13 protein-coding genes are annotated in these 19,113 nt (G+C 71.5%); 10 read left to right on the top strand and 3 right to left on the bottom strand.

What is annotated here, in order from left to right; genetic code table 11:
- Positions 1–85: 85 nt before the first annotated feature.
- The 7 genes from ACTWQE_RS18685 to ACTWQE_RS18655 all read left to right on the top strand — a co-directional run bounded on the left by ACTWQE_RS18685 (position 86) and on the right by ACTWQE_RS18655 (position 8,538).
- On the top strand, positions 86–2,521 hold the full coding sequence (locus tag ACTWQE_RS18685) for an ATP-binding cassette domain-containing protein (RefSeq protein ID WP_443330105.1): 2,436 nt from the start codon (positions 86–88) through the stop codon (positions 2,519–2,521).
- Positions 2,522–2,588: 67 nt separating this feature from the next.
- Positions 2,589–2,912, top strand: a complete 324-nt coding sequence (cutA, locus tag ACTWQE_RS18680; RefSeq protein WP_443330104.1) for a divalent-cation tolerance protein CutA — start codon at positions 2,589–2,591, stop codon at positions 2,910–2,912.
- A gap of 1,049 nt (positions 2,913–3,961) precedes the next feature.
- Complete coding sequence (locus ACTWQE_RS18675) at positions 3,962–5,002, top strand: transcriptional regulator (RefSeq protein WP_443330103.1); 1,041 nt, start codon at positions 3,962–3,964, stop codon at positions 5,000–5,002.
- 140 nt (positions 5,003–5,142) lie between these two features.
- Entirely contained in the window at positions 5,143–5,493 is a 351-nt protein-coding gene (locus ACTWQE_RS18670; protein ID WP_443330102.1) for a hypothetical protein, read from the top strand.
- 178 nt (positions 5,494–5,671) lie between these two features.
- A complete protein-coding gene (locus tag ACTWQE_RS18665) occupies positions 5,672–6,049 on the top strand; it encodes a VOC family protein (RefSeq protein ID WP_443330101.1) in 378 nt (125 codons plus the stop codon).
- Positions 6,050–6,399: 350 nt separating this feature from the next.
- Positions 6,400–7,434, top strand: coding sequence for a glutamine synthetase (gene glnII / locus ACTWQE_RS18660; protein ID WP_443330100.1), 1,035 nt, complete (start codon positions 6,400–6,402; stop codon positions 7,432–7,434).
- Positions 7,435–7,950: 516 nt separating this feature from the next.
- Positions 7,951–8,538: a winged helix-turn-helix domain-containing protein gene (locus ACTWQE_RS18655; RefSeq protein ID WP_443330099.1), complete on the top strand. Its 588-nt coding sequence runs from the start codon at positions 7,951–7,953 to the stop codon at positions 8,536–8,538.
- A 55-nt stretch (positions 8,539–8,593) separates the two neighbouring features.
- Here ACTWQE_RS18655 and ACTWQE_RS18650 read toward each other — a convergent pair whose 3' ends face one another.
- Positions 8,594–10,078: a PepSY-associated TM helix domain-containing protein gene (locus ACTWQE_RS18650; protein WP_443330098.1), complete on the bottom strand. Its 1,485-nt coding sequence runs from the start codon at positions 10,076–10,078 to the stop codon at positions 8,594–8,596.
- Positions 10,079–10,233: 155 nt separating this feature from the next.
- On the bottom strand, positions 10,234–10,932 hold the full coding sequence (locus ACTWQE_RS18645) for a hypothetical protein (RefSeq protein WP_443330097.1): 699 nt from the start codon (positions 10,930–10,932) through the stop codon (positions 10,234–10,236).
- A 379-nt stretch (positions 10,933–11,311) separates the two neighbouring features.
- Here ACTWQE_RS18645 and ACTWQE_RS18640 point away from each other — a divergent pair, with 379 nt between their 5' ends.
- On the top strand, positions 11,312–12,832 hold the full coding sequence (locus ACTWQE_RS18640) for a DUF1996 domain-containing protein (protein WP_443330096.1): 1,521 nt from the start codon (positions 11,312–11,314) through the stop codon (positions 12,830–12,832).
- Positions 12,833–12,975: 143 nt separating this feature from the next.
- On the opposite strand, the gene ACTWQE_RS18635 is transcribed toward ACTWQE_RS18640, so the two are convergent.
- Complete coding sequence (locus tag ACTWQE_RS18635) at positions 12,976–13,458, bottom strand: hypothetical protein (RefSeq protein WP_443330095.1); 483 nt, start codon at positions 13,456–13,458, stop codon at positions 12,976–12,978.
- Between the two features lie 350 nt (positions 13,459–13,808).
- Between ACTWQE_RS18635 and ACTWQE_RS18630 the strand changes: the two genes are divergently transcribed.
- The gene (locus ACTWQE_RS18630; RefSeq protein WP_443330094.1) at positions 13,809–16,916 is read left to right on the top strand and encodes an alpha-N-acetylglucosaminidase; all 3,108 of its coding nucleotides are present in this window, start codon (positions 13,809–13,811) and stop codon (positions 16,914–16,916) included.
- Between the two features lie 172 nt (positions 16,917–17,088).
- Entirely contained in the window at positions 17,089–19,074 is a 1,986-nt protein-coding gene (locus ACTWQE_RS18625) for a hypothetical protein (protein WP_443330121.1), read from the top strand.
- The last annotated feature ends 39 nt before the right edge of the window (positions 19,075–19,113 follow it).

The raw sequence follows: 19,113 nt of genomic DNA, 5'->3' as shown, positions 1-19,113 counted from the left end.
CGGACGTGCTGCTCGAAGCTGGTCGGATCGAGCCAGGCGACGCCGACGGGGCCGCAAGGCGGCCCCGCCTCACAGATGGAGATCGATGAGCATGGCCACGAGGAAGGGCGCGCAGTCGCCTGCGCTGCACGCTGCCGACAGCCACGATCTGATCCGCGTGCACGGCGCGCGCGAGAACAACCTCAAGGACGTCAGCATCGAGATCCCGAAGCGCCGGCTGACCGTGTTCACCGGCGTCTCCGGCTCGGGCAAGAGCTCTCTGGTGTTCGACACGATCGCCGCGGAGTCGCAGCGGCTGATCAACGAGACGTACAGCGCCTTCGTGCAGGGCTTCATGCCGACGCTGGCCCGGCCCGAGGTCGACGTACTCGAAGGGCTGACGACCGCGATCATCGTCGACCAGCAGCGGATGGGGGCCGACCCCCGCTCCACGGTCGGCACCGCCACCGACGCCAACGCGATGCTGCGCATCCTCTTCAGCCGGCTGGGGCAGCCGCACATCGGCTCGCCCAACGCGTTCTCCTTCAACGTCCCCTCGGTCCGGGCGAGCGGTGCGATCACCGTCGAACGCGGTGCCAAGAAGACGGTGAAAGCGACCTTCTCCCGCACCGGCGGCATGTGTCCGCGCTGCGAAGGCCGGGGCACGGTCTCCGATATCGACCTCACCCAGCTCTATGACGACTCCAAGTCGATCGCCGAGGGCGCGTTCACCATCCCCGGCTGGAAGTCGGACAGCTGGTGGACAGTACGGATCTACGCCGAGTCGGGCTTCCTCGACCCGGACAAGCCGATCCGCAAGTACACCAAGAAGGAGATGCACGACTTCCTCTACCGGGAGCCGACCAAGGTGAAGGTCGAGGGCGTGAACTTCACCTACGAGGGGCTGATCCCCAAGGTCCAGAAGTCGTTCCTGTCCAAGGACAAGGAGGCACTTCAGCCGCATATCCGGGCGTTCGTGGACCGGGCGGTCACCTTCACCGCCTGCCCCGAGTGCGGCGGCACCCGGCTCAGCGAGGGGGCCCGGTCGTCGAAGATCAAGGGGATCAACATCGCCGATGCGTGCGCGATGCAGATCAGCGACCTGGCCGACTGGGTCCGCGGCCTCGACGAGCCTTCCCCAAGCTCTTCGAGCAGGGAATACCCCATGGTGGCGCCGCTGCTCACCGCGCTGCTGCAGACTCTCGACTCGTTCGTGGAGATCGGCCTCGGCTATCTCTCGCTCGACCGGCCGTCGGGCACCCTGTCGGGCGGCGAGGCGCAGCGCACCAAGATGATCCGCCACCTCGGCTCCTCGCTCACCGACACGACCTACGTCTTCGACGAGCCCACCATCGGCCTGCACCCCCATGACATCCAGCGGATGAACGACCTGCTGCTCCGGCTGCGGGACAAGGGCAACACGGTGCTCGTCGTGGAGCACAAGCCGCAGACGATCGCGATCGCCGACCATGTCGTCGACCTCGGCCCGGGCGCCGGTACGGCGGGCGGCACTGTCTGCTTCCAGGGCACCGTCGAGGGGCTGCGGGCCGGCGGCACCGTCACCGGCCGCCATCTCGACGACCGGGCCGCCCTCAAGGAGACGGTGCGGACGCCCACCGGCACGCTGGAGATCCGCGGCGCGACGGCGCACAACCTGCGCAACGTCGACGTCGACATCCCGCTCGGGGTGCTTGTCGTCGTCACCGGCGTCGCCGGCTCCGGCAAGAGCTCGCTGGTGCACGGGTCGCTGGTCAACGGTTCAGGGGCCGCCGGCGGGGGTGTGGTGTCGATCGACCAGGGCGCGATCCGCGGCTCGCGACGGAGCAACCCGGCGACGTACACCGGACTGCTCGACCCGATCCGCAAGGCGTTCGCGAAGGCCAACGACGTGAAGCCGGCGCTGTTCAGCGCCAACTCCGAGGGCGCCTGCCCCGAGTGCAACGGCGCCGGCGTCATCTACACCGATCTGGCGATGATGGCCGGCGTCGCCACGACCTGCGAGGAGTGCGAGGGGAAGCGGTTCCAGGCATCGGTGCTGGAATACCACCTCGGCGGCCGCGACATCAGCGAGGTGCTCGCGATGTCGGTGACCGAGGCCGAGGAGTTCTTCGGCGCCGGCGAGGCGCGCACCCCGGCCGCACACCGCATCCTCGACCGGCTCGCCGACGTCGGGCTCGGCTACCTCACCCTCGGCCAGCCGCTCACGACGCTGTCCGGCGGCGAGCGGCAGCGGCTCAAGCTGGCCACCCGCATGGCCGAGAAGGGCGGCGTCTACGTCCTCGACGAGCCGACCACCGGCCTCCACCTCGCCGACGTCGAGCAGCTGCTCGGCCTGCTCGACCGGCTTGTCGACTCCGGCAAGTCGGTCATCGTCATCGAGCACCACCAGGCGGTCATGGCGCACGCCGACTGGATCATCGACCTCGGCCCAGGCGCCGGGCACGACGGCGGCCGGATCGTCTTCGAGGGCACACCCGCCGACCTCGTCGCCGCCCGCTCCACCCTCACCGGCGAGCACCTCGCGGCCTACGTCGGCACCTGACCGAGGCCCTCGCGGACACCGCTGCGGTACGGTCGGCTGCGACCGACCCAACGAGAGCGGGGACACCATGGCCGATGCCGCATACCTCGCCGTGCTGACCACGACCGACAGCGAGAACCGGGCCCGGCAGCTCGCGGCGACGGCTGTGGAAAAGCGGCTCGCCGCGTGCGCTCAGATCGACGGACCGGTCACGAGCGTCTACCGGTGGCAGGAGAAGATCGAGACGGAGGCGGAGTGGCGGGTGCTCTACAAGACCACGGCCGCCCGGTACGCCGAGCTCGAGGCGCACATCAAGGATGTGCACACCTACGACACCCCCGAGGTCATCGTCACGCCGATCACCGCCGGGAGCGACGCGTACCTGGCGTGGCTGCGGACCGAGACCATCTGACCGAGACCACCGTGTGAGGGAGACGGCCGGCCAACCGGGACTCACGGACTGGCCGGACCACCCGCCCGTTCCGTCGGGTGACCCTTCCGCCGGCCGGCCCCGTTCCTCCGGCCCGCCCAGGCCGCCTGCCGACTGTGACCGCCGGTCGCCCGGACCAGCCGGCCGACCGCGCACACCAGCCGACTGTCCCGGGGCCTCCGGGAGCTCACGGGCAGCTGCCGCATCCCGCCGGTCGGCAGCTGCCCGCGCGTTCCGCAGAGCGGGCTAGGCCTCCTCGCCCGGCGCCGTATCCCGTCCGCCCGTCAGCGGGAAGAGGCCGCGTACGACGGTCTGCCCACCCCGGGCCACGATGCATTGGGCGATGAGCTCCGCCAACAGTCCCCCGATGGCAAGCAGCTGATCACCGCTTGTCAGAATTCCCCAGAAATTGATCAAGACTGCGGCCGACGTGGCTAACGCCGACAGTGAGATCGACTGACTGAAGTGCGCATTGTTTCCGCCTTCCCCCTGCACTTCGGCTCCCCTTCCTTCATGCGGTGACAGCCCTTCCAGAAGACCCGGAGACCAGGCGGTGGGCATAGACGCGCCGGGAGGGTGGCACATGCTCCGGGGGGCTCGGAACGGGCGCACTTCGAGTAAAGGCTTAGTCAAACGGCCATGGGCTCCTACGATGCTCATCACGACCGCCACGTGCATCGGGGGCACCTATGACGCATCGTCGAGAACCGAACCATCAACTCGCCACGGTGATCAGGGAAGCAGGATGTTCACGCAAAGGGCTCGCCCGGCGGGTCAGTGAGCTGGCAGCGTCCCAAGGGCACGTACTGAGTTGCGATCACACCTCCATTGCCCGGTGGTTGGGAGGCGCGGTCCCCAGGGACCCTGCTCCGGCGCTGCTCGCGCAGGTGCTGTCCCAGCGGACCGGTCGTTCGCTCACCCCCCGGGACCTCGGAATGGCCACCGGGTCGGACGAGTGCACCGTGGGTCTGCGATATCCCAAATCGCTTGAGAGCACTGTCGAGACAGTGACACGTTTGTGGAGGTACGACGTGGAACGCCGTGAGTTCCTGATCGGCTCGATGTTCGTCCCCGGAGCCGTGTCGGCGTCCAGCCGCGATTGGCTCATCGGCCCCTCCTTCGACCAACTCGCCCTGGGGGGAGGCGGCTCCCGCGTGAGCATGGACAACGTCCGCGAAGTACGGGCGCTGGGCGATGGATTCGAGCGGCTGAGCCATCAGTTCGGGGCCAAGCTCATTCGCTGGCACATGGTGAACTTCCTTCAGCACGACGTCGCACCGCTGCTCCGTGGATCCCGTACCGAGGCGGTGGGACGGGCTCTCTTCCAGACCGCCGCGGAGTTCACCGCGTCCGCCGGCTATATGGCCGTCGACTGCAATGAGTTGGGCCTGGCGGGGCGCTATTACACACTGGCGCTGCGACTCGCCGACGCGGGAGGCTCCCGCGACTACGGCGCCCAGGTGATGGCCACCCACCTCGGCCATCTCTCCCTGTACGCGGGGTATCCCGGCGAAGCCGTACAGCTGGCGCAGGCCGCACGCGAGGGAGGCCGCCAGAAGGGGACGCCCCTCGCCGCGGCCGTCTCCTGGGCCGTCGAGGCCCGGGGGCACGCCCGGATGGGAGATGCCCCGGCCTGCGCACGAGCGCTTTCCGAGGCCGAGCGTCACTTCCATAGATCAGCGGCGACGGACAACGCCGCCTCCTATCTCAGCTATTTCAAAGAGGCCTATCTGGCGGACACGTTCGCGCACTGCTTCCGCGATCTCCAGCTGCCGGTGAAGGCGAAGGAACACGCCAGGGCCGCCCTGGGGATGCTGCCCGTGACGCATATCCGACGGCGCTCGATCAACACCGCGATTCTCGCCGACGCGAGTCTGTCCCAGGGCGAACCCGACGCAGCCGCTCAGCATGCCCTGGAAGCGGTCCGGCTGACGCGGAAGCTGCATTCTCCCCGGGGTTTCCAACGCATCGCACGACTGCGTAAGCGCTTTGCTCCCCATACGACGGTGCCAGGGGTCGCGGAATTCACCCGGGAGGCAGACGTCCTGCTCGCGAACGCCTCCCTGCGCTGACGCTGGTCGAGACCCTCTCGGCCTGGCGCTTTCGTAGGGGACCGGAATGCGTACGGCGCTGCGGGCTGCCGTATCCGGTCCGCCGACCGGGATACGGAAAGCACGGACGATCAACGGCCCCGGATGACACACTGCGGCGGGTGACGCATGAAGAGCACGAGGTCGTCCGAACCGTCGCCTTCCCTTTCCCCGGAAACCGGTTTCCGGGGAATCTGGGCGCCGTCGTCCAGCGGACCGTGGCGGACGGCGTCCTTCCGGCGCTGACCGTGGTGCACGACACGGACGGCGACTGGCTGGTCGGCGACGGGGTGAATGATCCGAACCTGCCCGACGCCTGCGCCGTCCACTGCATCGCTCGTCTCGTCGAGGCGGATCCTTCGCTCGCGGAGACCGCCACACTGCCGTCCGGCTACGCCGCCTACCGCGACGGCCCGGGGCAGCCGTGGGTCGTCGAACCGTTCTCGTACGAGGACACCGACGCCCCGGGGTGAGCCGGCGCCCATACCCCCCGCGACCTCCGGGCATGCTCGCCACGCTGCGAATGGGCTACGGGCGGGGAGGCGCGGTTATCGCGGACGCCGCGGTGGGATTTCTGATCGCAGTGGCCAACGCGGTCAACACAAGAGCCGTCCGGGTATCCGCACCGGAGGCCTGTGACGGAAGGACGCCATGATCGGCAAGCTGCAGTGCGTGGTACTGGACGGTCCCGACCCGCGCGCCCTCGCGCGCTTCTACGCGGCGCTGTTCGGCGGCGAGGTCGACCGGCCGGATCCGCGCTGGTCGCTCGACGAGGACTGGTCGACGCTGCATACGGCGGACGGCCAGGTTCTCGCCTTCCAGCGGGCTCCTGACCACCGGCCGCCGCGCTGGCCGGACCCCGCGTATCCGCAGCAGTTCCACGTCGACGTGGAGGTGGCCGACCTCGACCGGGCGGAGCAACGGGTCCTCACGCTGGGCGCCGCGCCGCTCGACACCGGGGACCGCGAACGGAGTTGGCGCGTCTACGCCGACCCGGCGGGCCACCCGTTCTGTCTGGTACGGATCTAGTGTTCCGCGGGGACACGGGGACCTCTCGGCGGTCCCGACGGTCTTGCCCACGAGGCCGGTGGCGTTCCCGCGCCGACGCCCGAACAGCAGTGGCACCGCCCGGATGGACAGCGGCACGGCAGGACGTGGACGAAGGTCGGGGTTGACGGACCGGGGTCACCGGCCGCCGGCGCCGGGACACGGCCGCGCCATGGCTCCCGGCCGCCTCTCCCTGCGGCCCCCGGCCGTGAGACAGCCCGGTAACACGGGGTTCACCCGTGAGCAAAGGCCGGGAAATCGCGTGTTGACAGGCTCCCGCGGTACAGACCGCAGCCACCCCGCACGGCCTGCGCCGAGCAAAGGACCCACCCGTGACCTTCAAGGCCGAGTACATCTGGATCGACGGCACCCAGCCCACCGCCAAGCTCCGTTCCAAGACCAAGATCCTCCCCGGGGGTCCGTCCGGGGGCGTCGCGGACCTTCCCGTCTGGGGCTTCGACGGGTCCAGCACCAACCAGGCCGAGGGTCACTCCTCCGACCTCGTGCTCCAGCCGGTCTTCTCCTGCCCGGACCCCATCCGGGGCGGCGACGACATCCTGGTGCTGTGCGAGGTGCTCCATACGGACATGACGCCGCACAACACCAACACCCGTGCGCTGCTGCGCCCGGTCGCCGAGCGGTTCGCCGCGCAGGAGCCGGTCTTCGGTATCGAGCAGGAGTACACCTTCTTCCGGGGCAGCCGCCCGCTCGGCTTCCCCGAGGGCGGCTTCCCGGCTCCGCAGGGCGGCTACTACTGCGGTGTCGGCGCCGATGAGATCTTCGGCCGCGAGATCGTCGAGAAGCACCTCGACAACTGCCTGGCCGCGGGCCTGGGGCTGTCCGGCATCAACGCCGAGGTCATGCCCGGCCAGTGGGAGTTCCAGGTCGGACCGCTGTCCCCGCTGGAGGTCGCCGACCACATGTGGGTGGCGCGCTGGCTGCTCTACCGCACGGCCGAGGCGGCCGGCGTCACCGCGACGCTCGACGCCAAGCCGGCGAAGGGCGACTGGAACGGCGCGGGTGCGCACACCAACTTCTCCACCAAGGCGATGCGTGAGGGCTACGACCCCATCATCACCGCGTGCGAGGCACTGGGCGACGGGGACAAGCCCCTGCGCCATGTCGAGAACTACGGCACCGGCATCGAGTCCCGTCTCACCGGGCTGCACGAGACCGCCCCGTGGAACGAGTACAGCTACGGCGTCTCCGACCGCGGCGCCTCGGTGCGTATCCCGTGGCAGGTCGAGGTGGAGAAGAAGGGCTACATCGAGGACCGGCGGCCGAACGCCAACGTGGACCCGTACGTGGTGACCCGCCTCATCGTCGACACCTGCTGCACGGCCCTGGAGAAGGCCGGCCAGGTCTGAGCCGTGCGTACGTCCAGGGAGGCCGGCGGCCCATCGTCCGCCGCGCCGGTCTCCGGCCCGTCCCGCAGGCGCCCGCCGGTCCGTGAGGGCCGGCGGGCGCCGTGTGCGGTCGGCCACCTCCCCGCCGTGTCGCCCGGCACCGGCGTACCCGAGGTCCGCCACCGGGTCCGGCGGCCCGGCACAGCGGCGTACGGCAGCGGCTTCCCGCTGCCGGAACCAGCCATTCCGTATCACCCCTTGACAGGGCGGAGCACAGGCGGCGCCGCTTCTGCTTCAATAGGGGCCATGGCCCGCTTCCAGAACTCCGCACCAGGTCTCGACGACCTCGAGCCGTTCTGGCCTTCCCGCCAGCATCACGACTTCGACCGGGTGTGTTGCCGCGCGACCCACGCGCAGGCCCTCTCCCACCGCTGACGCCCCACCGTCGAAGTCAGCCGCCGGTCACCCTTCACCGGCCAACGGCCCGCGCGCATGTACGTCCATCGACGACCTCACGCGCGAAAGAGCTGAGCTCTCATGACGAACACCCGCTCCCTGTCCGCAGCCCCCTCCGCTTCTCCGGCCGCCACCGCCGCTCCTCTGGGACGGCACCGGCTCCGAGCCGTCGACCGGGACGAGGTGGTGCATCTCCCGGACTTGCTGCCGCCGGGCGCCACCTGGTTCCCCGCGCCGCAGCACACCCTGCCCACCCTGCCGGGGAAGCCTCCGATGGTCGGCTACCTGGTGCTCGTACCGGCCGATGAGCCCCCGGGCGGGCTCGCCGTCGCCGCGCCGTCGGCCACCGCCACCGACGAGCCCGAGCCGGCGGAGGACTCCGGTCCGGTACGGATCGACGCGGCGCAGCGCATCGCGCTCGTCGACGGCGAGCCGCTGGACCTGACGTACCTCGAGTTCGAGCTGCTGGCGCATCTCGTGGCCCATCCGCACCGGGTCCACACCCGTGACCAGCTGGTCACCACGGTCTGGGGCTACGGGCACGTGGGCGACGGCCGCACGGTCGACGTCCATATCGCCCGGCTGCGCCGCAAGCTGGGCGCGGCGCACCGGGACTCGATCGTGACGGTGCGACGCGTCGGCTACAAGTACACACCGCCCGTCCCTTAGAGACCAGACGCCCGTGGTCCCCGTACGCATACCGGGGACCACGGGCGCGATGCCGTCAGGAGGACGCGGCGCGACGGCGGCCGACGGCTCCCCGCACCACATCCACGGCGAGGAACAGGGCGAGGCCGGCCCCGAAGAGCGGGACGAACCAGCCGATCACGGCGGTCGCGGCGGCCAGCGGCAGCAGTACCGTCAGCCGGACGCGGCGCCAGGCGCCGCGCGGGATGGGCCGGCCGGCTCGGAGACCGCGCTCCTGTGCGGGGCGGCGCTGCCACCACATCACATAGCCCCAGACGGTCAGCAGGGACAGCCCGAGGGCGAGGGCGATCAACGCGATCTGGTTGACCAGGCCGAGGAACAGCCCCTGGTGGGCGTCGATGCCCCAGCGGGTGAGCTTGGCGAGCACCGGGTAGTCCGCGAAGCGCAGTTCGTCGGTGACCTCGCCGGTGGCCGGATGCACGGCCACCGAGTCCAGATGCACCGGCCACTGCTTGTCGGTCTGCTTCACCACGTACGCGGTGCCCTCTTCGCCGGGTACGGCGATCTCGATCGGCCCCGTCAGCTTCCGCTCGCGCGCGGTCTCCAGCACACGGTCGACACCGATGTCCCGGCCGCCGCCCGGGTGTTGGTCCGCGCCACCTCCGTGGCCCGTGTGCTCACCGTGGCCGTCGGCTCCCGCATGGCCGCCGACCGTGGCGGTGATCTCCGGGGTCGCCCCATGCACCTGCGTCCGCAGCGCATCGATGTTCCCCCCCGCGTACGTCGACCAGGTCAGGCCGGTCGCCGAGAGGAACAGCAGGCCGAGCACGGCCCAGAGCCCGACGGTGCCGTGCCAGGACAGGGTGCGCCGCCGGCCGCTCGAGCCGCGCTCGGGCAGCAGCAGGCCGCGGGCGCGGCGCCTGGGGCGCTTGCGCCCCAGCCACAGCAGCAGCCCGCCGAGCGCGACCACCCACAGCCAGCTGGCGGCCAGTTCGCTGTAGAGCCGCCCCGGTTCGCCGAGGTGCAGATTGCGGTGGAGTTCGGAGATCCACGCGCGGAAGGGCAGGGCGCCGGAACCGCCGTAGCTCTCCAGCGCCCCGCGCACCTCGGCGGTGTACGGGTCGACGAAGACGGCGAGCGACGTGTCCTCGTCCACGCTGGGGTCGCTCAGCAGGACCCGGGTGGTGGCGCCGTCCTCCGCGGAGGGCCAGACGGCGGTGAGGGTGCCGTCGGGGTGGGCCTTGAGGGCGGCCTCCACCTGACGGGAGAGGGGGACGGTCTCCCTGCCGACGGGGACGGTCAGCTCGTCGGCGTAGACGACCTTCTCGATCTGGTAGGAAGCGGCGTAGAGCAGCCCGGTGACGGCGGCGACGAGCAGGAACGGCGCGATGAGGAGGCCCGCGTAGAAGTGCAGGCGCAGGACGAGCGGGCGCAGGCCCGCCCACCCGCCGCGCCTGCCGCCGGCGGGCTCGTCCGGTGCGGTCGCCGGGTCGGCGTCTTCCGGGCCGCGCGGGGAGGACTGGGTCTCTGGGGTCCCCTGGACGGGGTCGTCAACGGACATGGGGTCCTTCTGTCTCGCGGCCGCGTACGGGCAGGCCGGTACGCGGCAAGGGCGGGGAACCGTCGTGCGTCGGCGGCAGGACGGGACGGCCGTGCGGCGGAAAGAGGCCGCCGGCGGTGGCACCCACCGATGAGCCCGTTCGCGGAAGGGGTCGCTCAGAATCCCGGAACCGGCGGGCCGGTGGGCGTGGTGTGGCTGAACACCGCGCTGTACGGCGGGCCGCGCCGCGAGAGGACGTGTGCGAGAAGAAGGCTCCGCCCGGGCCCGGCGGCAGCGGGGCGGAAGCGGGGGCGTACGGGCCGGGGGGCGGGCCGCAGTTCCGCGGCGGCCAGGAGCAGTCGCAGCGGTGTGAAGGCGAAGGCGCCCAGACAGCGCAGCAGCCGGAAGAAGGCGGCCTCGCCGCGCCACAGCCACAGGGCGCAGCACACCGCCGCCAGCACGTGGGCGACGAGCATGACTTCGGGGCTGTGGCCGGCGGCGCCGGTGTGCGCGAGCGGCGCGCCGGGCCCGCCGGCCGTACCGGTCACGCCCCGCACGGCATCCATTCCTGTTGCGGCGGCCGTGCCGGCCATGTCGTGGGCCTTGTGGGGCTGCACGGACCACTGCCCGTCGTCGAAGATCGCGTGCAGCGCCGCTTGGACGGCCAACAGCCCCGTGCCGATGGGCAGGAGACCCCGCTGCCGACCGGCGGCGAGCCAGGCGGCGGCGCCGGTCGTCGCGAAGGCGGCGATCAGCGTCGGCAACGGTATGTGACGGCCCGACGTCCATGCGTGACCGGCCGCGGCCAGCACCACGCACACCGCCGCGAACACCGCGGCCCGTGCGTGCCGCGAGAGCGACCGGGCGTCTGTCATGGGCGCACATGCTGCCACTCCGCGGCCCGCGGCATGGCGGCAGTACGAAATGTCCCCTGCCTTCGAGGCGGACCGGCCCATCGACGCGGTACGCGCGGGGCCTCGGAAGGGACTGGAGGGACGGCGATGACCCCGCAGGGCATCTCACTGCTGTGGTCATGGCGCCGCCCACGACCTTCCACCGGGGTATGGGTGGTTCTCGCCCGTCTCGACCGGGGGTAACCGCCGTGCCGTAAATGGAGGGCTCTGGGGACACTTGCCGTTGGCGCATCCCACAAAACCTCGGGCGGCCATGAACACGGCCGGAGCGTTCGTCGTATGAAACGGAGCTTCTCGACCGGGAGTCCCCCCATCTTCCGGAACGACGTAGAGGGGTTCCATGAATCACACAACACACAAACGCAACCCGCTGGCCAAAAGGGCGATCGCTGCGGCGGCGGCCCTGTTGCTGGGCGGCGGCGGGCTCATTGCCTTCAACGTCACCGCCAATGCAGGCCAGAGCGGCGACTCTTCCCAGGACCAACCGGTCGCGGCGCGCAATGCCTCCACCATCGCCTGCCCGGAGGTGGTGAACCAGATCGACAACGTGCCCAAGGAGTCGCGGCTGGAAGTCGACCGCAAGCTCGCGGCGCTGGACAAACAGGTCGGCGCCGCGTACCAGCTCATGGTCAGTAACCGCGAGGCCGCCGAGAGCGATCCTGACTTTGTCAAGACCAAGGTCATGGATCCGCTGGTCGCCAAGCGGGAAGCCACGATCAAGAGCATCGGCACGGTCCTGGACCGCACCGGTGACAAGCCTCAGGGTCTGGAGGAGCTGGCCGACTGTCAGCTCAAGGAGAACGACGCCGCAACCCTGGGAGAGGACGGTCAGGACCAGAACAACATCGACGGCCAGGACCAGGCCGGGCAGGACCAAGCGGGCCAGGACCAAGCCGGGCAGGACCAGGCCGGGCAGGACCAAGCGGGCCAGGACCAGGCCGGGCAGGACCAGGCCGGCGACCAGCAGGTCGGCGGGCCCTCGCCCGACGACTTCGTCAACATCGAGGACGTCCAGCCGAACGTCAACGACGCCCAGGACCAGGGCGGCGGGTCCACCGGCACCTTCTCCTCCGACTGCGGGGTGAATGAGAACGGCAAGTTCAACTCCGACAACGTCATCGTCGCTCCCGGTGTGAGCAACGGCGCCCAGCACATGCACGACTACGTGGGCAACCAGGCCAATGACGCCTTCGCGAGCGATGACGACCTGGCCAACGGCGAGACCACGTGCCAGAACCAGGAGGACCAGTCCACCTACTTCTGGCCCGTGCTGCGTATCCAGAACGGCCAGGACGAGCAGGACGCGAACGCGCCCGGCGGCGGCCAGGACGACAACATCGGGGAGATCCAGACCCCGGCACAGGTGACGAACGAGTTCGTGGGCAACCCCCAGGGCGATGTCGTGGAAATGCCGCGCTTCCTGCGGATCATCACCGGTGACGCCAAAGCCTTCACCAACGGTGACGCCAACGCCAACGCCTCGTGGAGCTGCACCGGCTTCGAGGACAAGGTGCAGCTGAAGGACAAGTACCCGCTCTGCCCGGAGGGCGAGCAGGTGGTCCGCACCTTCAAGTTCCAGAGCTGCTGGGACGGTCAGAACATCGACAGCGCCAACCACCGTACGCATGTCGACTTCGCCAATGAGGACGGCTCCTGCGACAACGGCTTCCAGGCCATTCCGCAGCTGGTGCAGCGCCTTGTCTACGACGTCCCGGCCGAGACGAACTTCGCGGTCGACTCCTTCCCGGAGCAGTTGCACAAGCCGGTCACCGACCATGGCGACTTCATCAACATCTTCTCGGAGAACCTGATGAAGGAAGCCGTGGCCTGCATCAACGAAGGCCGCAACTGCCAGAACTAGCAGCCCGGCCCTCGGGAGACGCCGGCCGGTCAGCTCCGTGACCGTCGTTCTCCTGAATCACCGTGGCCGGTGCCACCGGAATGTTCCGGTGTCACCGGCCACGGTGCTCTCGTCCGCTCATCGCTTCAGTGCTGGTCCCTGCTCTAGTGCGAGTCCCCGCTCTTGTGCGGCTCACCGTTCTCGTGCGTGTCCCCGCCTCCGTGCGAGCCGCCGCCTCCGTGGGCGCCCCCGTGGGCGTTGGACTTCTCCACCTGTCCGCCGAGCCGGCCACGCAGCGTGCCGAGCGACGTCGTGTCCCCCACGGCCACCCACTTCGGACCGACGAGGTACGAACCGCCGTAGTTCTGTGCCTCGCTCAGCCAGTTCTGCTGTCCCTGGTTCGTCTTGAACGTCGCCAGGATGAACTTGCTCTTCCCGGTCTTGCAGATGCCCTGCCGCAGCTCCTCGGCGTCGATCTGCATGTCGGGCTTGCACTTCGCCTTCGCGGCCAGCTGTTCCACGGTGCCCGTCGCGGCCTTCGGCACCTTCTTCTCCCGGCTCTCCTCGCCGCCCGAGCATCCCGAGGCAAGCAGCAGGGCGCCCGCCAGCGCTGCGGAAGTGAGAACGGCTCGGCTCGCTGTACGCATGATGCTCCTTCTGGGTGGGCTCTGGACTGTGCCCCGGATCGGGACCGCGGGCAAGGTCCGGACGGCAGCCGACACACGTCGGCACTTCTCGTTACGGAATTCGCCCACGCGTGTCTCACTCGCGCCCCGTTGCTCCCCTTTGGCCCGGTCATTACCGTGCACCTCACAGCTAGTGCCGCCGCATCCCCGCATCCCCGCACCGCACCACGGCACCGCATCCCCGCACCTCATCACCGCACCGCACCGCCCGAGCGAGCGTGCGCGCCGAAGGACGCACCGCGTGCGACGGAGCACGCCGGGACCCGATCAGAGCGCCCGGAGACGAGCGAGCGCAGCAGAGGAGAGCGCACGTGACCGATCTGCACAGCCGTACCGTGGCCAGACGGACGCTGCTGGGGAGCGCCGGAGCTCTCGGCGTCGCCGCTTCCCTGGGCGGCCCCCCGCCCTCCGCCGCCGATGAACACGGGTTCGAGGACACCTCTGCGGCAGACGCGGCGCTGCGGCGTCTCCTGCCCGGCCACGCCGGACAGTTCCGCCTCGAAGCCCTCTCCGGTGGCCGCGAGCGCTTCCGTGTCACCGGCTCCACCGGCCGTATCGAGGTGGCGGGCACCAGCCCGGCGGTGCTGCTGACCGGCGTCCACTGGTACCTGAAGTACGTCTGCGGCGCGCATATTTCCTGGTCCGGAAGCCGGACCGGGCTGCCGCGACGGCTGCCCGCCCCCGCCCGCCCCCTGGAGCGTTCCGCGACCGTACCGAACCGCTTCGCGCTCAACGACACACACGACGGCTACACCGGGCCGTACGCCGACTGGCCGCGATGGGAACGGCTGATCGACGTCATGGCGCTGCACGGCCTCAACCAGATCCTCGTCACCCCCGGGCAGGAGGCCGTCTACCACCGCCTGTTGCAGGACTTCGGCTATACGGACGCGGAGGCCCGCGCGTGGCTCCCCGCCCCCTCCCACCAGCCGTGGTGGCTGCTGCAGAACATGAGCGCGTACGGCGGCCCGGTGAGCCCGGAGCTGCTCGCCCGCCGCGCCGACCTGGGCCGGCGGATCACCGACCGGCTGCGCGAGCTCGGTATGTCGCCCGTGCTCCCCGGCTACTTCGGCACCGTCCCGGACGGCTTCGAGCAGCGCAACCCGGGGGCCCGTACGGTCCCGCAGGGCACCTGGGCGGGGCTGCGGCGCCCGGACTGGCTCGACCCCCGCACCAGCGCGTTCCGCGAGGTGGCCGCCGCCTTCTACCGCCACCAGCGGGAGCTGTTCGGGCCCGTCGGCCACTTCAAGATGGATCTGCTGCACGAGGGCGGCAGCCCCGGCGACGTCCCCGTGCCCGAGGCGGCGAGGGCCGTCGAGACGGCCCTGCGGACGTCCCGCCCGGGGGCCACCTGGGTGATCCTCGGCTGGCAGGACAATCCGCGCCGCGATCTGCTGGACGCCCTGGACAAGGACCGCATGCTCGTCGTGGACGGCCTCTCCGACCTGGAGACGGTGACCGACCGGGAGAAGGACTGGGGCGGCACACCGTACGCCTTCGGCACCATTCCCAACTTCGGCGGCCGCACGACGGTCGGCGCCAAGACGCATATGTGGGCGGACCGTTTCACCGCCTGGCGCGACAAGCCGGGCAGCAAGCTGGTCGGCACGGCGTACATGCCCGAGGCGGCCGAGCGCGACCCGGCGGCCTTCGAACTCTTCAGCGAACTCGCCTGGCGGCGTGACCCGGTGGACCGTGCGGCGTGGTTCGACGGGTACGCCGATCTGCGGTACGGGGGGCGCGACGGGCACGCACGCGAGGCGTTCGCCGCGCTCCGCGAGACCGCGTACGAGATCAGCAGCCGCGACGGCCGGCCGCACGACAGCATCTTCGCCGCCCGGCCCAGCCTCACCGCCCGTTCCGGCACGCACTACGCCACCCATACGCCCGCCTTCGACCCGGCCGGGTTCGACACCGCGTTCGCCGCGCTCCTGGGCGTACGGGAGGACCTGCGCGGCTCCGACACCTACCGCTACGACCTGACGGACACCGCCCGCCAGGCGCTGGCGAACCGCTCCTGGCACCTGCTCCCCCAGCTGAGGACCGCGTACGAGCGCAAGGACCTGGAGACCTTCCGCGCGCTCGCCCGGCTGTGGCTGCGGCTGATGCGGCTGAGCGAGGACATCACCGGCGCCCACCGGCTCTTCCTCCTCGGCCCCTGGCTGGACGACGCCCGGCGGATGGCGGCCGGCGACGCGGAGGCGGCACGGCTGGAGCGTACGGCGCGGGTGCTCGTCACCACCTGGGCGGACCGGGGCACCGCCGACGGCGGACACCTCGCCAACTACGCCAACCGCGACTGGCACGGGCTGATCGGGGACTTCCACCTCCCGCAGTGGCAGAGCTATCTGGACGAGCTCGAGGACGCGCTCGCCCAGGACCGCGCCCCCAGGGCCTTCGACTGGTACGCCGTCGAGGAGCCCTGGACGCGGGAGCGCACCAGCTATCCGCTGCGGCCGGTGACCGACGCGTACCGCACCGCGCGGCGGGTGCACGAGGTCCTGGCCGCCGCGCCCTACCAGGGCAGTGTGACGGTGACCGCCGAACCGGCCACGCTGCCGCCGGGCGGCGCGGCGCGGGTCTCCGCGGCCTTCCGCAACGTCAACGGCCTGTCCGCGACCGGACGTGTCGACTTCGCGCTCACCGGTGTGGACGCGCAGCCGCAGGGCCCGGTGTCCCTGCCCCGGGTGGCGCCCGGCGGCAGCGGCACGGCCCGCTGGCGGGTGACCGCGCCGGACGGGCCGCTCGACCGGCCGTTGAAGCCGCTCCCGTACGAGCTGAGCACCGAGTACGGACCGCGGGGCGAGGAGCGGGTGCGCGCGGTGCACCCGGGCACCCTCTTCGTGGCGGGCCCGCTCGACGCGGAATGGCGGACCGTCACCAGCAACGACGCCGTCTTCGGGCAGCTGGGTGACCGGATCGGTATCGATGGCGCGGGTGCGGACCTGTGGAAGGGGACGGCGGAGTTCGGCGCGGTCTACCGCGAGGGGGCGCTGCCGGTAGGCGGGACGGTAACGGTGGGGGTGGACGGCCAGACGGTCACCGCGCCCTGGGCGCGGGCCGGGATCATCGTCCGCAACCGCCTTGCGACGGCGGGCTCCCCGGGCTTCCTGAATCTGTCGGTCACTCCCGCGAACGGCGTGGTCCTGTCCTACGACACCGACGGCAACGGCACGCTGGACGCATACCAGCGGGTCACGGGCGTACGCGCTCCGGTGCTGCTGCGACTGTCACAGGCCGCCTCCGGCTCGTACACCGGGGAGTGCTCGACGGACGGCGGGGCGACGTGGCGCACGGTCGCCACGGTCACGGTGCCGGGCGCGGCGGCGAGCCAGGACGCGGGCCTGTTCATGTCGGCGTCGAACGGCGGAGGCGGGGCGCGGGGAACGGCGGAGTTCAGCGGGTGGCGCGTGCGCTGACCGGCGGAAACAGCCTTCGCCTGAGCGCGTCTGCGACGCGGCGGGGCGCAGGTGGCGTAGTCGTGCGGCGGGGCGCAGACCGTGCGCAGGCACGCGGCCGGTTGCAGCGAACGTATGGGTGGGGATGTCGTCCGCCAGGTGACCATCCGACGATTCGCTCGTTCTGTTGAACGTGACTCCCCGGGACGCGACAGCCGCTCACCCTCCCCCGCCCTCTCCGGCCGAGCCCGTCGGCGTCGAGCAGGCCGAGGCCGCGCTCGTCGAGCACTACCCCCGGCTGGTACGGATCGCCTATCTGATCCTGCCGTCCGGGCTGGGGCGCAACCGCAGGGTGCTCACCGCGCACGCCGTCGTACAGCGGGCCCTGCCCCGCAATCGCACCGGCGGAGCGGAGCACAGCCTTCCGGCCCAGCGGGCGGACGGGGGCACCGGTGCCGCCGAGGCCGGGTATGCGTTCGTACGGCTGCGGGTGCTGCGGGCCGCGCTCGGGGCCGGGCGGACGCGCCGCCGCTGGGGCCTGCCCCGCCGGGCGCAGCTGCCCGCGCTGTTCCCGCAGGTGTGGGGTCTGCGACTGTTCCCGCGGTCCGGTGGGGCCGATGAACTCGCCCTGGACATCGCCCTGTCGGCGCTCACTCCGCCCGCCCGGGCCGCGTATGTGGTCCGCGGGCTGGAGCGGCTTCCCGACCGCGAGGTGCGGAAGCTGCTGGAGACGGCCGGGGTCCGGGACGCACGGGCCGCCCTCATGGAGGCCGACGGCATCACCGTGCCGAACGGCAGCCGGGACCAACTCCTGTTGTCCTCCCCGGAGTTCGATGCCTGTTCTCTTCAGGCCCGGCCCACCGACCTGCTGCGCCGCCGCCAGCATCAGCGGGCCGCCCTCGCGGCCGCCGCCGCGGTGGTCGTGTGCGGCACGCTGCTCGGCGTGCCCGGCGAGGGGTGGGGGAAGGACGGCGCCGCCGCACCGCCGTACGCCCGGAACCGCTCGTCCGAACGCGCCCTGGATCCCGCCGCGTTGACCCGTACGGCGCCCGCGGCCTGGCGGACCTCGGACCGTACGGGCTTCGCCGCCTGGCCCGCGCGCGGCAACCGCACCGACGACCGGGCCCTGCTGCGCCGCGCGCTCGCGGTCTGGGCACGCCCCGGCCGGAGAGTCCTGGTGTCGGCGACCCCCGGCACCGCGTCGGGTCCGCCCCCGGGGCCGGCGCAGCTGCTGTACGCGGGCGAGGTCGACCGGGCCGCGGTCGTGCTGCTGTACGACGGTCTGCGGATCGTGCGGTACGCGGAGGCGAAGGACGCCGAGGGCGGCGGCGCGGCCCTGGACTTCGCACGGACGGACGGAGCGGACGACGCGTCCGCCTCCGCTGTCGTCGTGGACCGCACCGACGGCAACGTCCGCTATCTGACCGCCCCCTGGGTGTCCGGCGCGCACCTGCTCGACCTGCTGCGCCCGGCAGATGCCGGGCGTCCGCTGCGCCACGCCGCGGACGGGGTGACCGCCCCCCTGCCCAGCCCGGTCTCGGCGACGGCCTGCCGGAGCTGGCCGGCGCTGGAGCTGCGTACGCCGCCGGGAGCCGGTCGCGGCCCTGCCTCGCGGCTGCTGACCGATCTCGGCGAGCTGGCCCCGGCCCGGCTGACGTACGGGCATCCGGCCCGGCCGGCCCGCGATGTGTCGGGCGGCGCGGCGCGGGCGAGCTGGGCGGGTACGGCCTGCCATCTTCCGGCGGTGCGCTCACTGGGCGTACGGACGGTGAACGCCTGGCAGTTCGCCGTCCAGCCGCTCCCCGGGGGCGGGGGCACCGCTGCCTGGGTGTGCACCCGCGCGGAGACCTGGCGGGGCGCCGGGAGCAGGGTGCTCGCCGAGTTCCAGCCACCGACCGCGCAGCCGGGCGCCCCGGGCGCGGTGGCCGCCCAGGCCTCCGGCTCCAGGGCCTGCGGTCCCCGTGCGCCGCGGGTCCTGGCGGGCGTGGTGTGGAAGACGGGCACCGGGCAGTGGTATGTCCTGGCCGCGGGCAGCCGGGACGTGGCGTCGATCTCCGCGTCGGGCGGAGTCCGGGGCGCGGTCCGAGGCAGTGTGCTGGCCCTGCCCGCGGGGCCGGGCGCGCGGGCCGAACTGGACGCCCGGCTGGCGGACGGCAGCCGACTCGCGGCACTGCACTGACACTGACACTGACGGGGTCTGGCCGTCGTTCCCCGTCGC

This window comes from Streptomyces sp. 8N706 (genome assembly GCF_052245415.1).
Classification (GTDB): Bacteria; Actinomycetota; Actinomycetes; order Streptomycetales; family Streptomycetaceae; genus Streptomyces.
The sequence above is the reverse complement of the archived record's forward strand: the minus strand, read 5'-3'. Positions and strand labels throughout refer to the sequence as shown.

Bases quoted from the DNA above. Each gene is read 5' to 3' on its own strand.
- ACTWQE_RS18645 (WP_443330097.1), bottom strand. From the start codon at position 10,932: ATGACAGACGCCCGGTCGCTCTCGCGGCACGCACGGGCCGCGGTGTTC.
- ACTWQE_RS18685 (WP_443330105.1), top strand. From the start codon at position 86: ATGAGCATGGCCACGAGGAAGGGCGCGCAGTCGCCTGCGCTGCACGCT.
- ACTWQE_RS18650 (WP_443330098.1), bottom strand. From the start codon at position 10,078: ATGTCCGTTGACGACCCCGTCCAGGGGACCCCAGAGACCCAGTCCTCC.
- cutA (WP_443330104.1), top strand. From the start codon at position 2,589: ATGGCCGATGCCGCATACCTCGCCGTGCTGACCACGACCGACAGCGAG.
- ACTWQE_RS18655 (WP_443330099.1), top strand. From the start codon at position 7,951: ATGACGAACACCCGCTCCCTGTCCGCAGCCCCCTCCGCTTCTCCGGCC.
- ACTWQE_RS18640 (WP_443330096.1), top strand. From the start codon at position 11,312: ATGAATCACACAACACACAAACGCAACCCGCTGGCCAAAAGGGCGATC.
- ACTWQE_RS18665 (WP_443330101.1), top strand. From the start codon at position 5,672: ATGATCGGCAAGCTGCAGTGCGTGGTACTGGACGGTCCCGACCCGCGC.
- ACTWQE_RS18635 (WP_443330095.1), bottom strand. From the start codon at position 13,458: ATGCGTACAGCGAGCCGAGCCGTTCTCACTTCCGCAGCGCTGGCGGGC.